This window comes from Antarcticibacterium arcticum, assembly GCF_007993795.1.
Classification (GTDB): domain Bacteria; phylum Bacteroidota; class Bacteroidia; order Flavobacteriales; family Flavobacteriaceae; genus Gillisia; species Gillisia arctica.
This window is the reverse complement of record NZ_CP042476.1, coordinates 1,627,905-1,647,171: the sequence shown is the minus strand read 5'-3', so window position 1 is coordinate 1,647,171 and position 19,267 is coordinate 1,627,905. Positions and strand designations below refer to the sequence as shown.

Annotated in this window: 15 protein-coding genes; 4 read left to right on the top strand and 11 right to left on the bottom strand. The window is 39.5% G+C overall.

Annotated features, from left to right (window positions below; all coding sequences use genetic code 11):
• Positions 1–28: 28 nt before the first annotated feature.
• Entirely contained in the window at positions 29–682 is a 654-nt protein-coding gene (gene fsa / locus FK178_RS07395; protein WP_146832928.1) for a fructose-6-phosphate aldolase, read from the top strand.
• Between the two features lie 86 nt (positions 683–768).
• On the opposite strand, the gene FK178_RS07390 is transcribed toward fsa, so the two are convergent.
• Positions 769–2,187 (bottom strand): hypothetical protein, encoded by a 1,419-nt coding sequence (locus tag FK178_RS07390; protein WP_146832925.1) that lies wholly within the window; start codon positions 2,185–2,187, stop codon positions 769–771.
• A 174-nt stretch (positions 2,188–2,361) separates the two neighbouring features.
• Here FK178_RS07390 and FK178_RS07385 point away from each other — a divergent pair, with 174 nt between their 5' ends.
• Positions 2,362–3,993, top strand: a complete 1,632-nt coding sequence (locus tag FK178_RS07385; RefSeq protein WP_146832922.1) for an ABC-F family ATP-binding cassette domain-containing protein — start codon at positions 2,362–2,364, stop codon at positions 3,991–3,993.
• A gap of 150 nt (positions 3,994–4,143) precedes the next feature.
• Here FK178_RS07385 and FK178_RS07380 read toward each other — a convergent pair whose 3' ends face one another.
• The 3 genes from FK178_RS07380 to FK178_RS07370 all read right to left on the bottom strand — a co-directional run bounded on the left by FK178_RS07380 (position 4,144) and on the right by FK178_RS07370 (position 5,426).
• Positions 4,144–4,392, bottom strand: coding sequence for a hypothetical protein (locus tag FK178_RS07380; RefSeq protein WP_146832919.1), 249 nt, complete (start codon positions 4,390–4,392; stop codon positions 4,144–4,146).
• Positions 4,382–4,630: a putative signal transducing protein gene (locus tag FK178_RS07375; RefSeq protein WP_146832916.1), complete on the bottom strand. Its 249-nt coding sequence runs from the start codon at positions 4,628–4,630 to the stop codon at positions 4,382–4,384. The genes FK178_RS07380 and FK178_RS07375 overlap by 11 nt, the downstream gene beginning before the upstream one ends.
• A 73-nt stretch (positions 4,631–4,703) precedes the next feature.
• Positions 4,704–5,426 carry a hypothetical protein gene (locus tag FK178_RS07370; RefSeq protein ID WP_146832913.1) on the bottom strand — a complete coding sequence of 241 codons (723 nt, stop codon included), beginning with the start codon at positions 5,424–5,426 and terminating at the stop codon, positions 4,704–4,706.
• 191 nt (positions 5,427–5,617) lie between these two features.
• Between FK178_RS07370 and FK178_RS07365 the strand changes: the two genes are divergently transcribed.
• Complete coding sequence (locus tag FK178_RS07365; protein WP_146832910.1) at positions 5,618–6,190, top strand: fasciclin domain-containing protein; 573 nt, start codon at positions 5,618–5,620, stop codon at positions 6,188–6,190.
• Positions 6,191–6,282: 92 nt separating this feature from the next.
• Here the strand turns inward: FK178_RS07365 and pheT are convergent, their stop codons facing one another.
• The 7 genes from pheT to recG all read right to left on the bottom strand — a co-directional run bounded on the left by pheT (position 6,283) and on the right by recG (position 16,971).
• Positions 6,283–8,709: a phenylalanine--tRNA ligase subunit beta gene (gene pheT, locus FK178_RS07360; protein ID WP_146832907.1), complete on the bottom strand. Its 2,427-nt coding sequence runs from the start codon at positions 8,707–8,709 to the stop codon at positions 6,283–6,285.
• 219 nt (positions 8,710–8,928) lie between these two features.
• Complete coding sequence (locus FK178_RS07355) at positions 8,929–9,855, bottom strand: DUF1579 domain-containing protein (RefSeq protein ID WP_146832904.1); 927 nt, start codon at positions 9,853–9,855, stop codon at positions 8,929–8,931.
• Between the two features lie 413 nt (positions 9,856–10,268).
• Positions 10,269–11,156 (bottom strand): hypothetical protein, encoded by an 888-nt coding sequence (locus tag FK178_RS07350; protein ID WP_146832901.1) that lies wholly within the window; start codon positions 11,154–11,156, stop codon positions 10,269–10,271.
• A gap of 200 nt (positions 11,157–11,356) precedes the next feature.
• Complete coding sequence (locus tag FK178_RS07345; RefSeq protein WP_146832898.1) at positions 11,357–12,079, bottom strand: hypothetical protein; 723 nt, start codon at positions 12,077–12,079, stop codon at positions 11,357–11,359.
• Between the two features lie 255 nt (positions 12,080–12,334).
• Complete coding sequence (locus FK178_RS07340) at positions 12,335–13,267, bottom strand: hypothetical protein (RefSeq protein ID WP_146832895.1); 933 nt, start codon at positions 13,265–13,267, stop codon at positions 12,335–12,337.
• A gap of 333 nt (positions 13,268–13,600) precedes the next feature.
• Positions 13,601–14,512 (bottom strand): hypothetical protein, encoded by a 912-nt coding sequence (locus FK178_RS07335; protein WP_146832892.1) that lies wholly within the window; start codon positions 14,510–14,512, stop codon positions 13,601–13,603.
• A gap of 353 nt (positions 14,513–14,865) precedes the next feature.
• On the bottom strand, positions 14,866–16,971 hold the full coding sequence (gene recG / locus FK178_RS07330) for an ATP-dependent DNA helicase RecG (RefSeq protein WP_146832889.1): 2,106 nt from the start codon (positions 16,969–16,971) through the stop codon (positions 14,866–14,868).
• Positions 16,972–17,187: 216 nt separating this feature from the next.
• On the opposite strand from recG, the gene FK178_RS07325 reads away from it, so the two are divergent.
• The gene (locus FK178_RS07325) at positions 17,188–19,266 is read left to right on the top strand and encodes a M1 family metallopeptidase (protein ID WP_146832886.1); all 2,079 of its coding nucleotides are present in this window, start codon (positions 17,188–17,190) and stop codon (positions 19,264–19,266) included.
• Position 19,267 lies beyond the last annotated feature (1 nt).

Here is a 19,267-nt window from a genome sequence, read left to right as displayed (position 1 = left end):
TCCTGAAAACACAACTAAATAAATACATATGAAATTTTTTATTGATACCGCAAATCTGGACCAGATCAAAGAAGCTCAGGATCTAGGCGTGCTTGATGGTGTAACTACCAATCCTTCCCTTATGGCAAAAGAGGGAATCACGGGAAAGGAAAATATTATTGCGCATTATAAGAAAATTTGCGAGATCGTAGACGGCGATGTAAGTGCAGAGGTGATTTCGACAGATTTTGACGGGATCATTAAAGAAGGGGAGGAGCTTGCAAAACTTCACGACCAGATCGTTGTAAAAGTACCTATGATCAAAGAAGGGATCAAAGCAATTAAGTATTTTAGCGATAAAGGAATAAGAACTAACTGTACCCTTGTTTTTACTGCGGGACAGGCACTTCTTGCCGCAAAGGCCGGAGCTACCTATGTTTCTCCATTTATTGGAAGACTTGATGATATATCAACAGACGGGTTAAACCTTATTGCCGATATAAGGCTTATTTACGATAATTACGGATTTGAAACCCAAATCCTTGCTGCATCTGTAAGGCATTCTATGCATATCCTGGAATGCGCCAAAATAGGAGCCGATGTTATGACTGGGCCTTTATCCTCGATCACCAGTTTATTAAATCACCCGCTTACAGATAGTGGACTTGAAAAATTCCTGGCAGATTATAAGAAAGGGAATTAGAATAAACTATATAGACATATAATTATTAAAATAAAAAAGCCCTCTGATTTTCTTACAGAGGGCTTTTCTTTTGGTTTGAATTTTCTTTAATTCTGGCTAAGGAATTCCAGAATACTGGTTTCGTGGTCCAGACTGTTAATTTGCACATCTCCCCGTACTATTTTCCCTTTACCATCTACAAAGATCAATTTGTTCAAATAATTTTTGAGAAGAACTTCGTTGACCCGCATTAAAGGTAATTTATATTCAAATTCTGCATTATAGGATTGATTTTGAACAGAATTTTTCCAGGCGGAGACCTGATCCCTGTCAATGTTTATTCCTATAAATTCAATCTCCGGATATTTTACCCTTAATTCATTTATGAGCTTATGTTGCCATTTGTGATGTCTCTGTGCATTTAAAGACCAATGATAGGTTATCTTAGGATTATTGGAAATATCTTTTAATTGAATTGTATCCAGATTTGTAGTGAGTAGTTTCATTTCACCTACATTATTCCCGGGGAGGAGAGCATTTTGTATTCCCCCCATTTGCCGGAAATCTTCATTTCGTTTTCCGGAATAATCTATCTCCTTGAGCAGGTCCAATACGGCAATGATCTCTTCCCTGCTTTTGGAAAAAATGATTCCCTGGGCTGCCAGCCGGTCTACAAAAATGTTTTTAATTCTTTCATTTTCAATGAGTGAATCTACAAGAATGATTCTTCTCCTGATATTTTTATAATCTGAAAGTTCATAACATCCGGCCTCTTTGATATTGTTCTCTGCACAGTATTCCAGGGATCGGGTCCTTAAATAGTCATCAATAAGATTAAGGTACACGTAATAGTCTTCCAGCTCTTCATCGTTAAATGAAATATCCTTACGATAGGCATGGAAATCTTCAGGGAGCTGGTTTATTGTTTCCCGGGAATATTTTCTAAGGAGATACGCATAGCGCTCCCTAAGATCATAATATTCATAATTTATAGTTGAAAGGGCCAGTTTGTAAAATTCGTCAGAGAAATTTTTCCGGTTATGTGTCCTTTCAAGATTATTAATTCTGGCTTCTCTTATAGAATCTGTTTTAGCTACAAAATTAGCAGGGCTAAGTTGGTAATTTTTAAGGATCAGGTCATTGTTTTCCTGATTTAAAAGATACATTGTATTGAGGAAATTACTTTTTTCGGCACCGTTGCCACTAAAAGTAAGGGATTCATCAAATTCCAGGGTATTTAAAAAGACTAAAGTGCTATCACCCGGTTCAAGGTAGGTAATTTGATTTTCCGGCGGATGTTTAAAAACGTACAGGCCTTTTTCAGCATTTATAAGCTTACCACCAAACTTATTTTCGCTATCAAGATAAAAGGTGTCCACCACTACATCTTTTTTCAACAAGACTACGAACTTACTGGTAGGATTTACAATAAGGCCTCCAAAATAGATATCTTTTGATTCAGAATCATTTTTACAAGAGTGTAAAGCAAGCGTAACCAGAATGCTAAAGATTAACTTTATTTTCATGAGGAAATTGTGGGGCCGGAGGCTGCTATTTTGTAAAGAAACAAATGTAATTTTTGAGGCTTGGGAAGCGCGTTAAGTGTTTGTTAAAAGGATTATTTAAACTGTTAATCTTTTAGCAATCGGTCAATTATAGCTACTTTTGCAAAAATTAAAAGAATTAATACAATATAATATATGTTATCAGTTTCAAATCTTTCGGTGCAATTTGGTAAGCGCGTGTTGTTTGATGAGGTTTCCACCAGTTTCACCCAGGGTAATATCTATGGAATAATAGGTGCCAACGGAGCCGGAAAATCCACCTTTTTAAATATTATTTCAGGTAAAAGTGAACCTACCAGCGGTAGGGTTTTTCTTGAACCGGGAAAACGCATGTCTGTTCTTGAACAAAATCATAATTTATATGATGAATACCCGGTTTTGGAAACAGTAATTATGGGTAATAAGCCGCTCTATAAGATCAAAAAAGAAATGGATGAGATCTACGCAAAGGAAGATTTCAACGATGCCGATGGGGAGCGGGTAGGAGTACTACAGGTAGAATTTGAGGAAATGGATGGCTGGAATGCCGATAGTAATGCGGCTTCCCTTCTTTCAAACCTGGGAATAAAGCCAGATTACCATTATTCCCTTATGAAAGATCTTGAAGGGCAGCAAAAGGTAAGGGTGCTTCTCGCACAGGCACTATTTGGAAATCCCGATGTTCTTATTATGGATGAGCCTACCAATGATCTAGATTATGAAGCGATCATCTGGCTGGAAAATTTCCTTGCCAATTATGAAAATACCGTGATCGTGGTTTCTCACGACCGTCACTTTCTGGATTCGGTATGTACCCATATTTCCGATATCGATTTTGGTAAAATAAACCATTACAGCGGGAATTATACATTCTGGTATGAATCATCGCAACTTGCTGCGAGGCAACGTTCCCAGCAAAATAAAAAGGCGGAGGAAAAGAAAAAGGAACTGCAGGAATTTATCATGCGATTTAGCGCAAACGTAGCTAAATCAAAGCAGGCTACTTCGCGTAAGAAAATGATCGAGAAATTGAATATTGAAGAAATTCGACCTTCCAGCCGTAGATACCCTGCCATTATTTTTGAAAGAGAAAGAGAGGCGGGAGACCAGATCCTGAATATTGAAGGATTGGCCGCTTCTGCGGAAGGAGAAGTTTTATTTAAGGACCTTGATCTTAACCTTAAAAAAGGGGACAAGGTTGTTATCTTTTCAAGAGATTCACGTGCTACAACGGCATTCTATGAGATCCTTAACGGGAATCAAAAACAAACCGCAGGTACATATTCCTGGGGTATTACCACTACCCAGTCCTATTTACCCCTTGATAATGCTTCCTTTTTTGAAAATGACCTTACGCTGGTTGACTGGTTAAGACAATGGGCGAAGACAGATGAAGAAAGAGAAGAAGTGTACATTCGCGGATTTCTGGGTAAAATGATATTCAGCGGGGAGGAAGCATTGAAAACTTCCCGTGTACTTTCAGGTGGAGAGAAGGTAAGGTGTATGCTAAGCCGAATGATGATGATGCGTGCCAATGTGTTGATGCTGGATGAGCCAACCAACCACCTGGATCTTGAATCTATTACGGCCTTCAACAACTCCCTTAAAAACTTTAAAGGAACTGTGTTGTTTACCACGCATGATCACGAATTTGCACAAACCGTTGCCAACAGGGTTGTAGAATTAACTCCTTCAGGAATTATTGACAGATATACCACTTTTGACGAGTATATGGATGATAAGAAAATAAAGGAAATGAGAGATAAGATGTATTCTGTAAAAGCATAAAAATCCTTTGAAGAATAAAACCAAAAAAATCCGGGATGCTCAAAGCAATCCGGATTTTTTTTGGTTTTAAAATAATGTATGCGCCAGGGCTTTGGGTTTAAAAGAGTGTCTTGTAACTCCTAACTCCTAACTCCTAACAGGTAACCATTCCTAGATACCTTTATTATATTTCCAGAGATCATAAAGCCCAAATGCTATAAAGCCTATTCCTAATACAAATCCCAGGACATTAGATTCAATATCATTTGACAGGGTATAGACCCTGTAGGAACCATAGCCAATAAAAGCAATACCTAAAACGAGGTTCCAGATATTTTTCCGGGGTGGTGGTGCATTGTCAAAATTTTCAGAGGAAGTTGGTTCCTCTTCCCCATCACGGTTAGAAAGATCATTCTTCATCGTGATAATCTTTTGGGAAGGTTGTTTTTGCAAGTTTCAGGGCTTCGTCATAATGAGACTTTATTACAAACAGCTGGACCTGGCCCGGAAGGCCTCCTCCAAATCCTGCACGTAACCCCGAATCAAAATCATTTCTTACCCGGGATGAAAAACCTGCTTTATTGAACAGATCCTGAAGGTATTGTACATTCACATCAGATCCTGTATAAACTCTTTCGTAATTATCTTCTGTACTCATGGTGGTTGTTTAGTTTAACTAATGTACGTATTACAGGACACAAGAAGCGGGTTTTTAAAAAGAGTTTAACGTTCTAGGCATTGGAAAAGGTACTCCTCCAAATGGCTGAACTAAAATTCTTGCCAAATTTGAATCCGTAGAAAATAGCGAGTCCCGTGATCCATTTGAACATAAATAGAAAAAGGATAATAAACTGGGTTGTGGTTTGTTCCTGGCTAAACATCCCCTGCGGAATAAGAGTCGTTAAAAACAGGCTTAGAAGCAATACGCTGAACATAAAATTTTCAAGATTGCGGTAGGGCCACATAAGCAGTTTTCTAAATGGATGCAGGTCTCTTCCCCAGGAATGTATTAAATAATAATAATTATTGCCCATTGGGGCGAAGAGCAAGGGGTCATCGGCATTTTTTAATTTAAACACCGAAGCCGGAGCCATAACTTTAAACCCTTTAAGATTTATATCGTGCTCATTTTCAATTTGTTTGATCCTTTCAATTGCTTCTGAAGGAAATTCCAACTTATATAATGCCGATTTAAGGAAACGCAACCGGTAATTGATACATATCTTTTCTATATCCTTAAGATGAAAAATACGCTCCCTTTCCAGGAGGTCAAAATTAAAATTGTTGTACTCCCGGTCTCCATCACTATCATGCAAGGAGTCATGGATCCTTGCTTCTTCAATGACTTCGTCATTTAAAAGTTTGTAAACATCTTGGATAAGATCTTGTTCGGCAATCCTGCGGTTGCGGGAATGCAGAATTCTTTCGGGTATATGGGTTCTTCGCAAGTTCATCTTCTTTCAGCATTTAAAAACTTCTAATTTAACCAATTGATCCTGAAGTTACAACGGGTACAAAAGTTAATTTTTCTTTTAAAAATTATTCCCGGGTCTCAACGGTAGTTAACTTCATGCTAATTCTAAGCATTATTAAAAATGTTTAAGTTTTTAGATATATCTTTAAACAAAATTAAAAAGATATAATTATGAAAAAGTTGAAATTTTTATCCCTTAGTGTATTAGTAGCTGTACTTACATTAGGAGGGCCGCTTCAGGCTCAAAGTATGAAGGAGGAATCTAAGATGGTAGGTGGAGCAGAGATGTACCCCTCGAAGAACATTGTGGAAAATGCGGTTAATTCTAAAGATCATACTACCCTTGTTGCGGCGGTTACTGCGGCAGATCTTGCGGGTGTTCTTCAGGGCGAGGGCCCATTCACGGTTTTTGCTCCTACTAATTCCGCATTCGCAAAATTACCTGCCGGAACTGTAGAAACTCTGTTAAAGCCGGAGAACAAGGAAATGTTGCAGGGGATCTTAACCTATCATGTGATTGCTGGAGATTTTAAAGCGGCAGATGTTGTTGCAGCAATTAAAAAGAGTAATGGTACTGCGACCTTTACTACCGTAAATGGAGCTGAATTAAAAGCTATGATGGACGGCAAAAACGTAAAGATCAAAGATGCTGCAGGAAATGTTGCAACAGTTACAATTGCAGATGTTAACCAGTCTAATGGCGTGATACACGTTCTTGATACCGTTTTATTACCCGGTAAATAGGCTGTGCTTGTTGCTCCGGCACTACAGCCTGAAAAGAAAAAGTCCTTTCCCAAAAACCGGGAAAGGACTTTTTTATTTTATAACAACATTTATTACCTGAGCTCCGCCTGCAATTCCTGTTCGAATCGCTGCTGCAGCTTTTTCATCACTTTATCTACCTGTGCATCTGTGAGGGTCTTGTGCTCATCCTGGAACATAAAACTTACGGCATAACTCTTCTTTCCTTCTGGCAAATTTTTTCCTTCATATACATCAAAAAGATCTACTCCCTTTAAAAGTTTCTTTTCTGTTTGCCGGGCGATCTCCTCTACTTGTTCATATTGGATTCCATTGTCCAGCAATAAGGCAAAATCCCTTCTTACAACAGGGAATTTGGGAATAGGAGAGAAGGTAGTCTTATGTGTCTTCGCGGCTTCAAGGATCAGGTCCCAGTTTAGATCGGCATAGAGTACTTCCTGGGCGATGTCAAAATGTTTCAAAACCGCTTTCTTAACTACTCCAAACTCGGCAATCCGTGATTTTCCAATACTGAAGGATAAGCCTTCAGCCAGCACATCTGTTTTAAACGAGCCGGTTTTAAAACTGGTTAATCCCAATCTCTCGAAAATACTTTGAAGTATTCCCTTCATAAAAAAGAAATTTCCATTTCCTGTAGGGCTGTTCCAACTTTCGGTAAACCGGTTACCGGTAACAAAAACACTTAAATGTTTATTTTCCACCCGCCCGCTTTCATAGATGTGATAGGTTTTTCCAAATTCAAATAATCGCAGGTCTGCCTGCCTCCGGTTGATGTTATAACTCACCGCCTCCAGGCCGGAGAATAACAGGCTTTGTCTCATTACCGAAAGGTCCTGGCTTAAAGGATTAAGAATGTTCACATTAAATTCCTCCTTTATCTGTTCGCTTAATTTATTATAAGCGGGGGTTATAAGGGAATTTGCCATACTCTCATAAAATCCCTGTCCTACCAGTTGATTGGCGATTAGGTTTTGAAGTTTATAATCTTCAAAACGGGTGGAAGGCGAAATGGAAGCCTGTAATTTTGTGCCAAATTCAATATTGTTATATCCATAAACCCGCAGGATCTCCTCAATCACATCTGCTTCCCGCTGTACATCTACGCGGTAGGATGGAATAGTTAATCCCATCCCGGTTTCGGTGATGTTGTTTACTCTAATCTCAAGGGATGCAAGAATAGATTTAATGGTTTCCTGCGCCAGATTTTGGCCAATTAATTTATTTACTTTTTCAAACGTAAGGAATACCTGGAAGTCTTCGATCTTTTTAAAATACTGGTCTTCAATATCACTCGTAATCTCTCCTCCCGCCAGCTCAAGGATAAGTAGAGCAGCACGCTTAAGTGCATATTCCGTAATATTTGGATCTATTCCTCTTTCAAATCTAAATGAAGCATCGGTATTCAACCCGTGTCGCTTTGCAGTTTTTCTTACGCTTACGGGATTAAAGTAGGCGCTCTCAATAAATATACGTGTAGTTTCTTTGGTGACCCCGCTATGTAAACCGCCAAACACACCGGCAATTGCCAAAGGTTTTTCGGTATCACAAATCATTAGGTCCTCTTCATGCAGTTCTCTTTCTACTTCATCAAGGGTGGTGAATTTGGTACCTGCAGGCAGGGTTTTCACATGGATCTCTGCCCCGGTGATCATATCTGCATCAAAGAAATGCAAAGGTTGCCCCAATTCATGCAGTACGTAATTTGAAATATCTACCAGGTTATTCTTGGGATTTATTCCAATTGCCTTCAGCCTGTTTTGAAGCCATTTTGGAGATTCTTTCACGGTAATACCCGAAACGGTTACCCCGCAATATCTTGGCGCAAGGGCAGCATTATCAACATTAACAGGAATACGGAATCCTCTGTTATCAACGTGAAAACCGCTTACCGAAGGGGTTATCAATTCAAGAGAAAGGTCCTGTTGCTGGTACCCTGCTTTCAGGTCCCTCGCTACTCCCCAGTGACTCATAGCATCGGCACGGTTGGGAGTAAGCCCTATTTCAAACACCTGGTCACTTTCAATATCAAAAACATCAGAAACCGGGGTTCCCGGTTGCAGGTCTTCTTTAAGAACCATTATCCCCTCGTGACTGCTACCCAATCCCAGCTCGCTTTCACTGCACACCATTCCTTCACTTGATTCGCCCCGAATCTTTCCTTTTTTGATTTCAAAGGATTCTCCTTTATCATCATATAAACTTGTACCTATGGTTGCTACAGGAACTTTCTGTCCCTGGGCAATGTTGGGTGCTCCACACACAATTTGAAGCATTTCGCCATTTCCAACGTCAATTTTGCAAAGCTTCAGCCTGTCGGCATTTGGGTGCTGTTCGCAGCTAAGTACGTGGCCGGTCACAATTCCCTGCAGACCTCCTTTGACGCTCTCAAATTTTTTGATCCCCTCTACTTCAAGTCCAAGATCTGTTAGCAAAAAACCTGTTTTTTCAGGATCGTGGGGAAGTTTAATAAATTGTTTAAGCCAGTTATATGAGATCTTCATTTGTAAATAATTATATTTTTAAAAGGTAAAAATGAAATTTGCATATCTTCATTTTGGAATGTAATATATTCAGGTTATGCGAATTTCCCACCTAATTTTTTCCGGAGGTAAAGATAGTATTACAAATAGTTTTGGCATAATTTGAATTTTGTTTTTACGGGCAAAGCTTAAAAAAAAATAAGAGCCGCAAGGCTCTCATTTTCTCAGGAAATAGTATCTCTAATTTCTTTTTTCCATATTCATAGCATATACCTTTTTCCATTCCTGTTCATTTGCTCCCGATTCAAATATTACCCAGTCTAATTTATTATTTTCCTTTTTATTTATTTCATGCCTCATTTTTTTCTTTTCACCTTTACGGTCGGTGTAGGTTTCTACTAATTCCAATTTATTATCACCGGCCTCTTTAATTTTGATCCGCGAATTTTCTATTCCCATAGGAGCCATTGTGTTTATATAAACCACATCATAAGCTTCATCAATTGGATCATATACCATCATCCTTTTTCCTATGATATCTCCATTGCTGTTTTTATGGTTGATGGTGATAAGAGAAGAAGCTTCCTCATAAACTACTTCATCTGTACCAGTTTCTTTACCGCTTTCTACCCCGTTGGTGAACATTGTAGAATTCAGGTTCCAGTTTCCAACAAGAAAATCCAGTTGTTTGTGTTTATTTTCGAGCTTGGCCAGTTTTGCTTTTGATCCCATAAAAATACGGGTTTGTTCATCTTCCTTATCGCTTTTCTCTGCAATAGCAATCGATTCCTTTAAATACTTTTTTGCACCTTCAGTATCTCCTTTTTCAATGAGATAATCGGCATAGGAATCCCGGGGGTTGGCAGCCTGCGGATATTCTTTCATATTGAGGCTGAAGATCTTTTCTGCTGCTTCCAGGTCTTCATCATCCATCATGATCTGGTAACCAATGCGGTTGAGTTCCCACTCTGTGAGGGTATATTCCCCTGATTTGGATTTCAATTCCCCATATTTTTTCAGGGCACTGTCAATTCCATTTTGTTGATATTCCTGATACACGGCATCACCTGCCGATTTTTTCTTCTCGGTATTTTGAGCAAAACCGGAAATGGAAAAACATAAAAATAATACACCAAGAAGGCGGGGAAGGTTGAAAACTGTTTTCATAATATTGATATTTAGATGGTTAACTTTTAAAATTAACAAATAAATACCTGATTTTTTACTCAGTTTTAACTGCGACGCCGGAAGTTAATTGTTTAAATTTTCCACTTCCAATCATCAAATTGGGAAAAAGAATAATTTATTCTAAAATTTCTTTCAGCAACAATTCACATAATTACAGATTATTCAAAATATTAATAAAACAGTCATTACCGGGAGATTGTAGTTTGAGAACAAAAATGGGGGAAAACCGTTAGTTTGTTTTGATATAGGGAAGAGTAATAATCTAGTAGTGTAGTATTTGGTTGGTGATAGGAGGAACGGGGTTGGATCTTAGATTTTTGTTTTATGATGTAAATATTGGAATTGGAAATAAAAAAAGGGCCCGAAGGCCCTTAAAACTTGGAAGTTAGAATTTATTCCTCTGTTTCTTCACAATTTCCCGGACCTGTAATCCCATTGTTATAATTTTCCAGGGCTTCTTTAATGCTACCTACCAGATTGGTTTTAATATTTCCGGTGAAAACATTTACATTACCAATCAGGGCATCGGCAGCCTGGACAGCAGCAGCAACATCTGTTGGATTAGAACCATTGGCAATATTTAATTTTGTGGCAATAAGGTGGTGGGAAAGACTCATCAATCCGTTACCCTTTACCGGGGAGTTTAAAATTGCAAGAAGTTGCTCATTGGTGTAATATACATTTCCAAGGTTTTTGCCTGCTCCCGGCCAGAGTTCAAAATTAATTTTCCACCAGCCCATCCCGTTGGTACAGGCATCGGCACAGGAAGTTACGTCTATTGTATATTTAAAGTAAAGCGCATTACCCCAGGAGGTATCCCCACCCCAGGATTTATCCCCTGCGTTGACAAAAACAAATACCTCTTCTCCCAGATCTGCCAGCGGGAATTCCCAATAAAGGGAGGGGGTAGTGGTTTCATTGAATTCCAGACTGTTGCCATCAACATTCTCATTAGATCCGTTTTTAGCGGGAAATTCTTCCTGAGATCCATACAGGCCAAGATTGCCCACATCTGTTCCTTCAATTTTCACAAGCAGGTTCGTGCAATCGTTTGAGATGAAAACACGCCCAAGAGTTACATCCTTCGTAGGGTCATTTTTGTGTTTTTGAACGAGATCGTAAAAATTCACTTCAAATCCGGGATTGGTAATCCCTTCATAAGATTGCAGGATCTCAAATTCTGCATTAGCGGTTAGAAGTTGCTCAGCGGAATCATTAGACTCTACGCTGCACCCAATCAGCCCCAGGGATAGGGCTAACAGGTAAAATTGTTTTTTCATAAGTAGGTTTTTATGTTAAGGTAAATATAATGAATATATCATTTTAATAACATTAAATATTTACGATATAATAAAATATTATAAAAATTATTTAGAGATATGATAATTAGTTGGGTTTATTTATCCTGTTTGGGTATAGCGCATAAAAAAAGGGCCCGAAGGCCCTTGTTGATATTTTAATTTTATAATTTTTTGATGGTTTAATTACATTCCTGAGCGTCAGTAGAACCTAATAGATCCTCTCCTCTTTTTGCTGTCCATTCGCCTATTCCATTTCCACCTGTAAATATGATGGTGATAGTAACCTCTTCACAGGCATCTACTTCACCTACCCAACGAGTTACGCTAGAAGGTCCCCCAGTGGATTGATGCCAAACACTCTCTAAAACATTGCTATTTTGTGAAGTAATTTCAGCATTAGCGGATAAACCACCCTGAATAACAATTGGTCCAGCTTCAACAGCAGTAAATGTAAAGGTAGCGGTTTTCGTTTCTTCACAAACAAAATCAACTACAAGAGAATTATCGCAGTCGCTGCAGTCTATTCCTGTAAAGGTTGTAGAGTAATATGTCCAGCCTCCGCCACTTTGATTTGTATAACGGAAGGTGTTTTCTCCCTCTGCCAATATAACATTAAAATATTTCGAACCAGTTTGACCTTGGGATTCCTGGTGAACTTGATCCCAATCAGCTAAATCATCGTTTAACATTTGTACCTGAAATTGCTTATCAGTTGTAACCGATACCGAAAATGTCAATTCTTCTCCTGCACACAGTACGCCGTCAGGAGGAGTTATAGTGACTGAACTCTGAGATTTAAATTTCATATCAGCAGTTAATAAATTTTCAGTGGAATCAATTGACTCAACACTGCACGCAGTTACACCTATAGCAAGGAATAACAAATAAGTAAGTTTTTTCATATTAGTAGGTTTTTAGTATTAATAATGTGAAATTACCTGAAAATCTAATTGCTCAATCACAAATTCTCAAATACTCGTTGAGAATGAAAAATTAATCGACCAAATACATGAAATACGTGTTTTCCCCTATTGTGCTGATTGTCAAAGTTTACGGGAATCCATAAATTTTAATCCGGTTCTAATTTGGTGAGTAAAATATTGGGCATTAAAAAAAGGGCCGAAGCCCTTTTTTTAATTTTCCACAGTTTTTCATAGTTAATCTTCTTCCCAGCAAACTTCTGCGTGTACTATGATAAATACCTTCCCATCATCATTCATATCGCCTGTATTGGTATATTGGCCCGGTCCCGGACGTTTCCCGGAAGGCAGTGCATCCCCAACAAAGGTGTGTTGCCCCATGATGACATAGTCTCCCAGCATAACTATTTCTGCATATACACTGCCATTTGAATCATAGTGGATAAAAACATTTCCAACATGATATCCATTGGATATCTCATTTTGACCCGCAGCGGCATATAAAGGATAGGATTCCTCTGCATTACTTACATCATACTCAAGATACCAACCCCAGTTTGCGGGCTTGGGATATATTTTATTTAATGTGCTATCATCATCACTGTACATATAAGCCGACTCACATATCACTACAGGCGGTTCCTCGGTGGGAGGGCAATCCTGGATGCAGAATGCAAAGTATCGCCAGGGATTGTTTTCATTTCCTGCGGTTTGGTCTCCGGCCCAGTGTGTACCTCCATTGCCTTTAAAGATTGCCCAGGGAGCGATAAGCAAACAATTATCCTCGAAGTTGGCAAAATTGGAAAGTGGAAAAGAGAACTGCGTGTACCACTCTCCACCCACATGCGATACTTCGCCCATTTGTCCCGCAGGTAATTGACCGCCGCCATTGGCCGGAAAGTCCCCGAAATTATCTACAATTTCTACTCTCGCCTGTTGAAGGCCTTCTGGATCTGTACTTATTATACGAACAATAAGATTTTCACGGTCATTGAAAACCGTCACACTCCCAAGGTCCCCATACCAATGGGAAGTTTCTTCGCCGCAGATCTCATCTTCAAAAGAAAGATCTATTTCACGAATACCGTCCAAAGCGTCCATGGCTTCATTTTCTACAGAGCAGGAACTCAGGGCCGCTGCTACCAGGCTTAATAAAAGTAATTTTTTCATAATGATTAGATTTTTTGTTATACCGTAAATTAGGATAATAAGGTTTTCTAACTATTTGATACACAGTATTCTCGTTAAGAAGAAATTAAATTGGGGTGAATGAACCTGTTTCGCTGCGTGAGGCAATTTAATTGTAGGCATACTTTGTAAGAAAAACACAAAATAAGCCCAAAATTGTAGGGAATTTTTTACAAATCCCCGATGAAGAATCTGAATCGACCGATAAACGGGAAAAATACGGGAAAACCCCCATAAAGAGTATTTTTTATTAAGCGAAGAAATGATACAAAAAAAAGGGCCGAAGCCCTTTTTGTATTATAAAATTATGTGAGATTAATCCCAATCCTCTTCATCAGCGCAAGCTTCCAGATGAATTATAACATAAAAATCGCCACCGGAAACTGCGGTAGATGAACTTTCAAAATGCCCGGGAGCCAGCCTTGTTGTTGGCATTGTTTCTCCTATATAAACATGTATGTTGGAAAAGGAGAAATCGTCTGCTGGATAAAAGGTTGTAGATCCATCATAATATACTCTTACAGTACCTACCCAAGTTCCTTTGGATATATCGTTTTGTCCTGCGGCCGCATAAATGTCTAAAGTTTCGTATTGGCCAGGCCCTGCAATGTCTACATAATTAAACCATCCCCAGTTTTGGTTGGAAGGTCTTCCACCGTAGCGTGCAACAAGTGTTTCGGTAGGATTAGGACTATAAGCATATGCAGACTCACAAACATCTCCAGGTTCATCCTGTTCGCACTCGAAGCAATATGCGAAGTATAGTCCACGATTTGGATTGCCTTCTACAAATTCAAGGTTTCCTGCCCAATGATCGGCCTCTGAGCCTCCAGGAGTGATAATTGCCCATGCTGCGATAAAGATTTCACAGTCGTCCCCAAACAGGCTAAGAGGGAAAAGATAAGGATCATTATCAAAATGATCACGTTCCTGAATTTGTCCTGGAGGTAACCCACCACCTTTTAATGGAAAATATTCAGGTTCAGTGGCGACTTCAACCCGAGATTGATTATAAGATTTACCATCACCCGCAAAGATTTGAACAGAGAGATTATCTCCCACGACTTTCGCTTCTACCCATCCATGATCCATTGTCCCAAAAGGCCATATAACAGTTTCTCCGCAATCTACTTCCCCGTCATAAGAAAGTAAATTGACTTCTTGAATGTTGTTCTCATTATGAACAGCATCCTCTACTGAACAGGCAGTCACACCTATGAACAGCAACCCTAAATAAAATAACTTTTTCATAATTAATATTTGTTAGATTAATAATTTTGTATACCTGAAATTACGCCAAAAACCGGCTGCTAACTTCCTGATAATCAGAAAGTCGACATCGATCCTGTATCAACGCCAAAATGCCAAGTGAGTGTTAAAATACCAGGATTTTTGTAAGGGATTTGTGTAGGAATTAGGAAAAATTCCAACTAATTGTAGGAATTTACATCCAATTTTTTCGATGAAGTGCTAAGAAAAACGGATGTGCGGGAAAATTGGGTGATTTCCCCCAGTTTGTTAAGTAAAGATCAAAGTAATTTCTCCAAATTCCACGTGGGAGAATGTTCAGGAATGCTGTATCAGCTGATATAATTCCAAATATTTTTATGGGTAGCCAACTGATCATACGTGTATCTTACCATTTTATTCCGGGGATCTGTCATTGCGGGATCAACTGCTAATAGCTGTTTCGCATATGCCCGGGCGAGCTGTAAGATCTGGTTATCCTTTACAATATCGGCAATCTTTAAATTTAAAACACCGCTTTGCTGGGTTCCCATAAGATCTCCCGGGCCGCGAAGTTTAAGGTCCACTTCTGCGATCTCAAAGCCATCGCTGGTGCCGGTCATCGTCTGCAGCCTTGTTTTCGCATCTTCAGAAAGTTTATGACCGGTCATTAAGATGCAATAACTCTGTTCTGCTCCCCGGCCCACGCGACCCCTTAGCTGGTGCAGCTGTGAAAGGCCAAATCTTTCAGCACTTTCTATGATCATAACACTGGCGTTGGGAACATTTACGCCCACTTCAATAACAGTGGTGGCTACCATGATGTGGGTTTCCCCTTTGACAAACCGATCCATCTCATAATCCTTATCTGCAGGTTTCATTTGCCCGTGAACTATTGAAATTTGAAATTCGGGCAATGGAAATTCCCGGGCAATACTTTCATAGCCATCCATGAGATCCTTATAATCCATGCTGGCCGATTCCTGAATTAATGGATAAACTATATAAACCTGTCTTCCTTTTGCGATCTCATCCCGTATAAATTTGAACACTTTTAAGCGGTTACTATCGAACCTGTGAACCGTTTTTATCTCCTGTCTTCCGGGAGGCAATTCATCAATTACCGAGACGTCAAGATCGCCATATAAACTCATTGCCAAAGTTCGCGGAATAGGGGTGGCCGTCATCACCAAAACATGTGGAGGCAGTTCATTTTTATGCCATAATTTTGCGCGTTGGGCAACCCCAAACCGATGCTGCTCATCTATAATTGCAAGGCCCAGATTTTGAAATTTCACCTTGTCTTCCAGCAGTGCATGTGTTCCAATAAGGATGTTTATTTCCCCGTTTTCCAGTTTTTCATGAATTTCTTTTCTCTTTGAAGTTTTGGTTGAACCAGTAAGAAGGTATATACTGGTTTTCAATTCCTTACATAAATCCAATAACCCGTTATAGTGCTGTACTGACAAAATTTCAGTAGGCGCCATTAAACAGGCCTGAAAACCGTTGTCAAGTGCTATTAACATTGACATGAGCGCCACAATGGTCTTCCCGGAACCCACATCCCCCTGAAGCAACCTGTTCATTTGGGCACCGCTCCCAAGATCGGCACGAATTTCCTTGATCACCCGTTTCTGTGCACCGGTTAATTCAAAGGGCAAATGCTCCTGGTAGAACTCCCCAAAATTTTCTCCCACCTGGTCAAAAACAAAGCCCTTTATTTTTTGCTTGTGAATTAAATTCTTGATCAAAAGTTGCAATTGCACATAAAATAATTCTTCAAATTTCAATCTAAATTGTGCCTTTGCGAGCAGCTCCTGGCTCTTCGGAAAATGTACATTGAACATGGCCTCGGCCCTTGAAATTAATTTTAATTCGGTCCTTATATTTTCCGGAAGGGTGTCATAGAAATTTCCGCGGGTCTCAATAAAAAGTTGCTGAATTAATTTATTAATAACCCTGTTTGTGATTCCCGCTTTTGTAAGTTTTTCAGTAGAAGGATACACCGGTTGCATGGCGGTGCGAAGATTTTTCTCGTGTTCCTCCAGCAATTCCATTTCTGGGTGGGGCATATTGAACATGCCATTGAACCAATTGGTTTTTCCAAAAATGACATAAGGCGTGTTAAGTTTTAAATTTTCCCTTATCCATTTTTGGCCCCGAAACCATACCAACTCCATTTTTCCCGTTTCGTCAATAAAATCGGCAACAAGGCGGCTTCCCTTTTTTTGGTCAAAACTTTTAAGGTGTACGATCTTCCCAACTACCTGTACTTCTGCAGTATTCTGTTGCAGTTCATTGATCTTGTAAAAACGGGTTTTATCCAGATACCGGTTTGGAAAAAAATTGATAAGGTCCTGGTATGTTTGAATTCCCAACTCCTTCCGCAGCAGGTCGGCACGGTTGGGCCCCACGCCTTTAAGATAATCAATAGGGGTTTGCAACAGGTTTGCACTCATAAAACGAAGATATCAAAAATGCCTTTTTTTACCATTCAATCTTTTGATTTAAAATTATTTTTTAGAAATAAATGTATCTCCCGGCAACGTTTTGATCACAAATTTGCTTCCCCACTGCATATATGAGTTATTAAAACCTTATTTTGTAATTTGCAGTATAATCTAATTTCTTCTATGCCTACATTTTTTAAGCTGTGCCTTTTCCTGATTCCCATAATGAGTTACGCGCAAATAGATTTGAGCGGACAGCAGCTTTCCAGGGTAGATTTTAAAGAGATCGCGGCACAAATTACTGTAGATCCCTATCAAAAATCGGTTTCAGGGAATGTAAGGGTAAAAATGGAGATGTTTGAACCGGCAGATTCTGTTTTTTTGGATGCGAGGAATATGATCTTTGAAAATGTTCTGCTGAACGGGAAAGAGGTGGAATTCCGGAATGACAACCAGAGACTTTGGTTAATTTCCAATTTTACACCTTCTGCCGAAAATATTATTTCTTTCAGCTATAAGGCCGTCCCCCGGCAAAGCATGTATTTTATAAACTGGGATATTGCCGAAGAAGTTGAAGTTTCCCGGCAGGTCTGGACCCAGGGACAGGGCAGGTTCACGTCACACTGGTTGCCAAGTTTTGATAACCCGGGTGAAAAAGTGATCTTCAATTTAACCTGGAACTTTCCGAAGGAATATACCCTCGTGTCCAATGGAAGCTTAATAAACAAAACAGCTGTAAATAATAATTTAACCCAATGGGAATATACTATGCATGCCCCTATGAGCAGCTATCTTGTAGCAATGGCTGCAGGTAAATATGATTCCGGAAGTATCACAACAGGTTCCGGAATTCCGGTCACAAATTATTTTGAACCCAAGGACCGGGAAAAAGCGGAACCTACTTACAGGCATACCAAGGAGATCTTTGATTTCCTGGAAACCGAAATTGGAGTGGCTTATCCCTGGCAAAACTATAAGCAGATCCCCGTACAGGATTTCCTGTATTCGGGAATGGAGAATACCGGTACAACCATATTTTCCAATTCATTTGTGGTAGATGGTACCGGCTACAATGACATTAATTATGTAAAGGTTAATGCCCATGAACTTGCGCATCAATGGTTTGGAAATTATGTGACCTCTGTAAGTGATGAGCATCATTGGTTACAGGAGGGGTTTGCAACTTATTACGCTTTGTTGGCCGAAAGACAGGTTTTTGGCGACGATTATTACTACTGGAATCTCTACCAGAGTGCAGAGGAACTTAAAGCTTTAAGTGACAGCGGGAAAGGAGAAGCCCTTTTAAGCCTGAAATCAAGTTCGCTTACCTATTATCAAAAAGGAGCCTGGGCGTTGCATATTTTAAGAGAGAAAGTAGGGGACAGGGCCTTTAAAGAAGCAGTACAAAATTATTTAAATGCGCATGCATTTGGAAATGCAGGTACAGATGACCTTATACGGGAGTTTGAAAAAGCTTCCGGGCAGGATCTTAGTGATTTTGTTTCAGGCTGGTTGCTACAGTCGGCTTTTCAGGGAACAGAAACACTTAACTCCTTGAAAAAGTCGCAATTTATAAGGAATTATATGGAAGTTGCGGCTTTAAGGGAGCTCCCATATCAGAATAAAAAGGAACAGCTGAACCGTACCCTTAATTTTCCTGTGAATGATTATATTGGCCAGGAAGTAGTGTACCAGCTTGCCGGCCAAACCGGCCCCGGGGTAGAAGCTCTTTATAAAAAGGCCTTTGAGAGCGGGAACCTTTATGTACGGCAGGCCATCGCATCTAGTATTGAAAACATTCCGCCACAGTTAAAAGGGGATTTTGTAAGTCTGCTAAATGATGATTCCTATTTCACTGTAGAGTATGCGCTTTTGAAATTATGGATGCAGTATCCCGAAGAGGCGGGAAGATGGATAGAAAAAACCGCCAATATTGAGGGTTTTTTCAACAAGAATGTTAGAATGCTCTGGTTAGTACTTAACCTTGTCTCACCTCAAACTGCTAAAAATGACCTTGCGGTGTATTATAATGAACTGGGTTCTTACACCCGGGAATATTACCCGTTTGAAGTAAGACAGAATGCTTTTGGGTATTTATATCAGCTCAATGCCTTTGATGATGAAAATTTAACCGATCTCGTAAAGGCGGGACAACATCACAACACCAGGTTTCGGGATTATTCCAGAAAATTGCTGGCGGAGTTGCTGAAGCAACCTGAGTATATTGAAAGATATTCTCAACTTAAAGTAAATATGAGCCCCAGGGATGAAACTTTTTTGAGTGCCAGATTAAAGAGCAAATAAA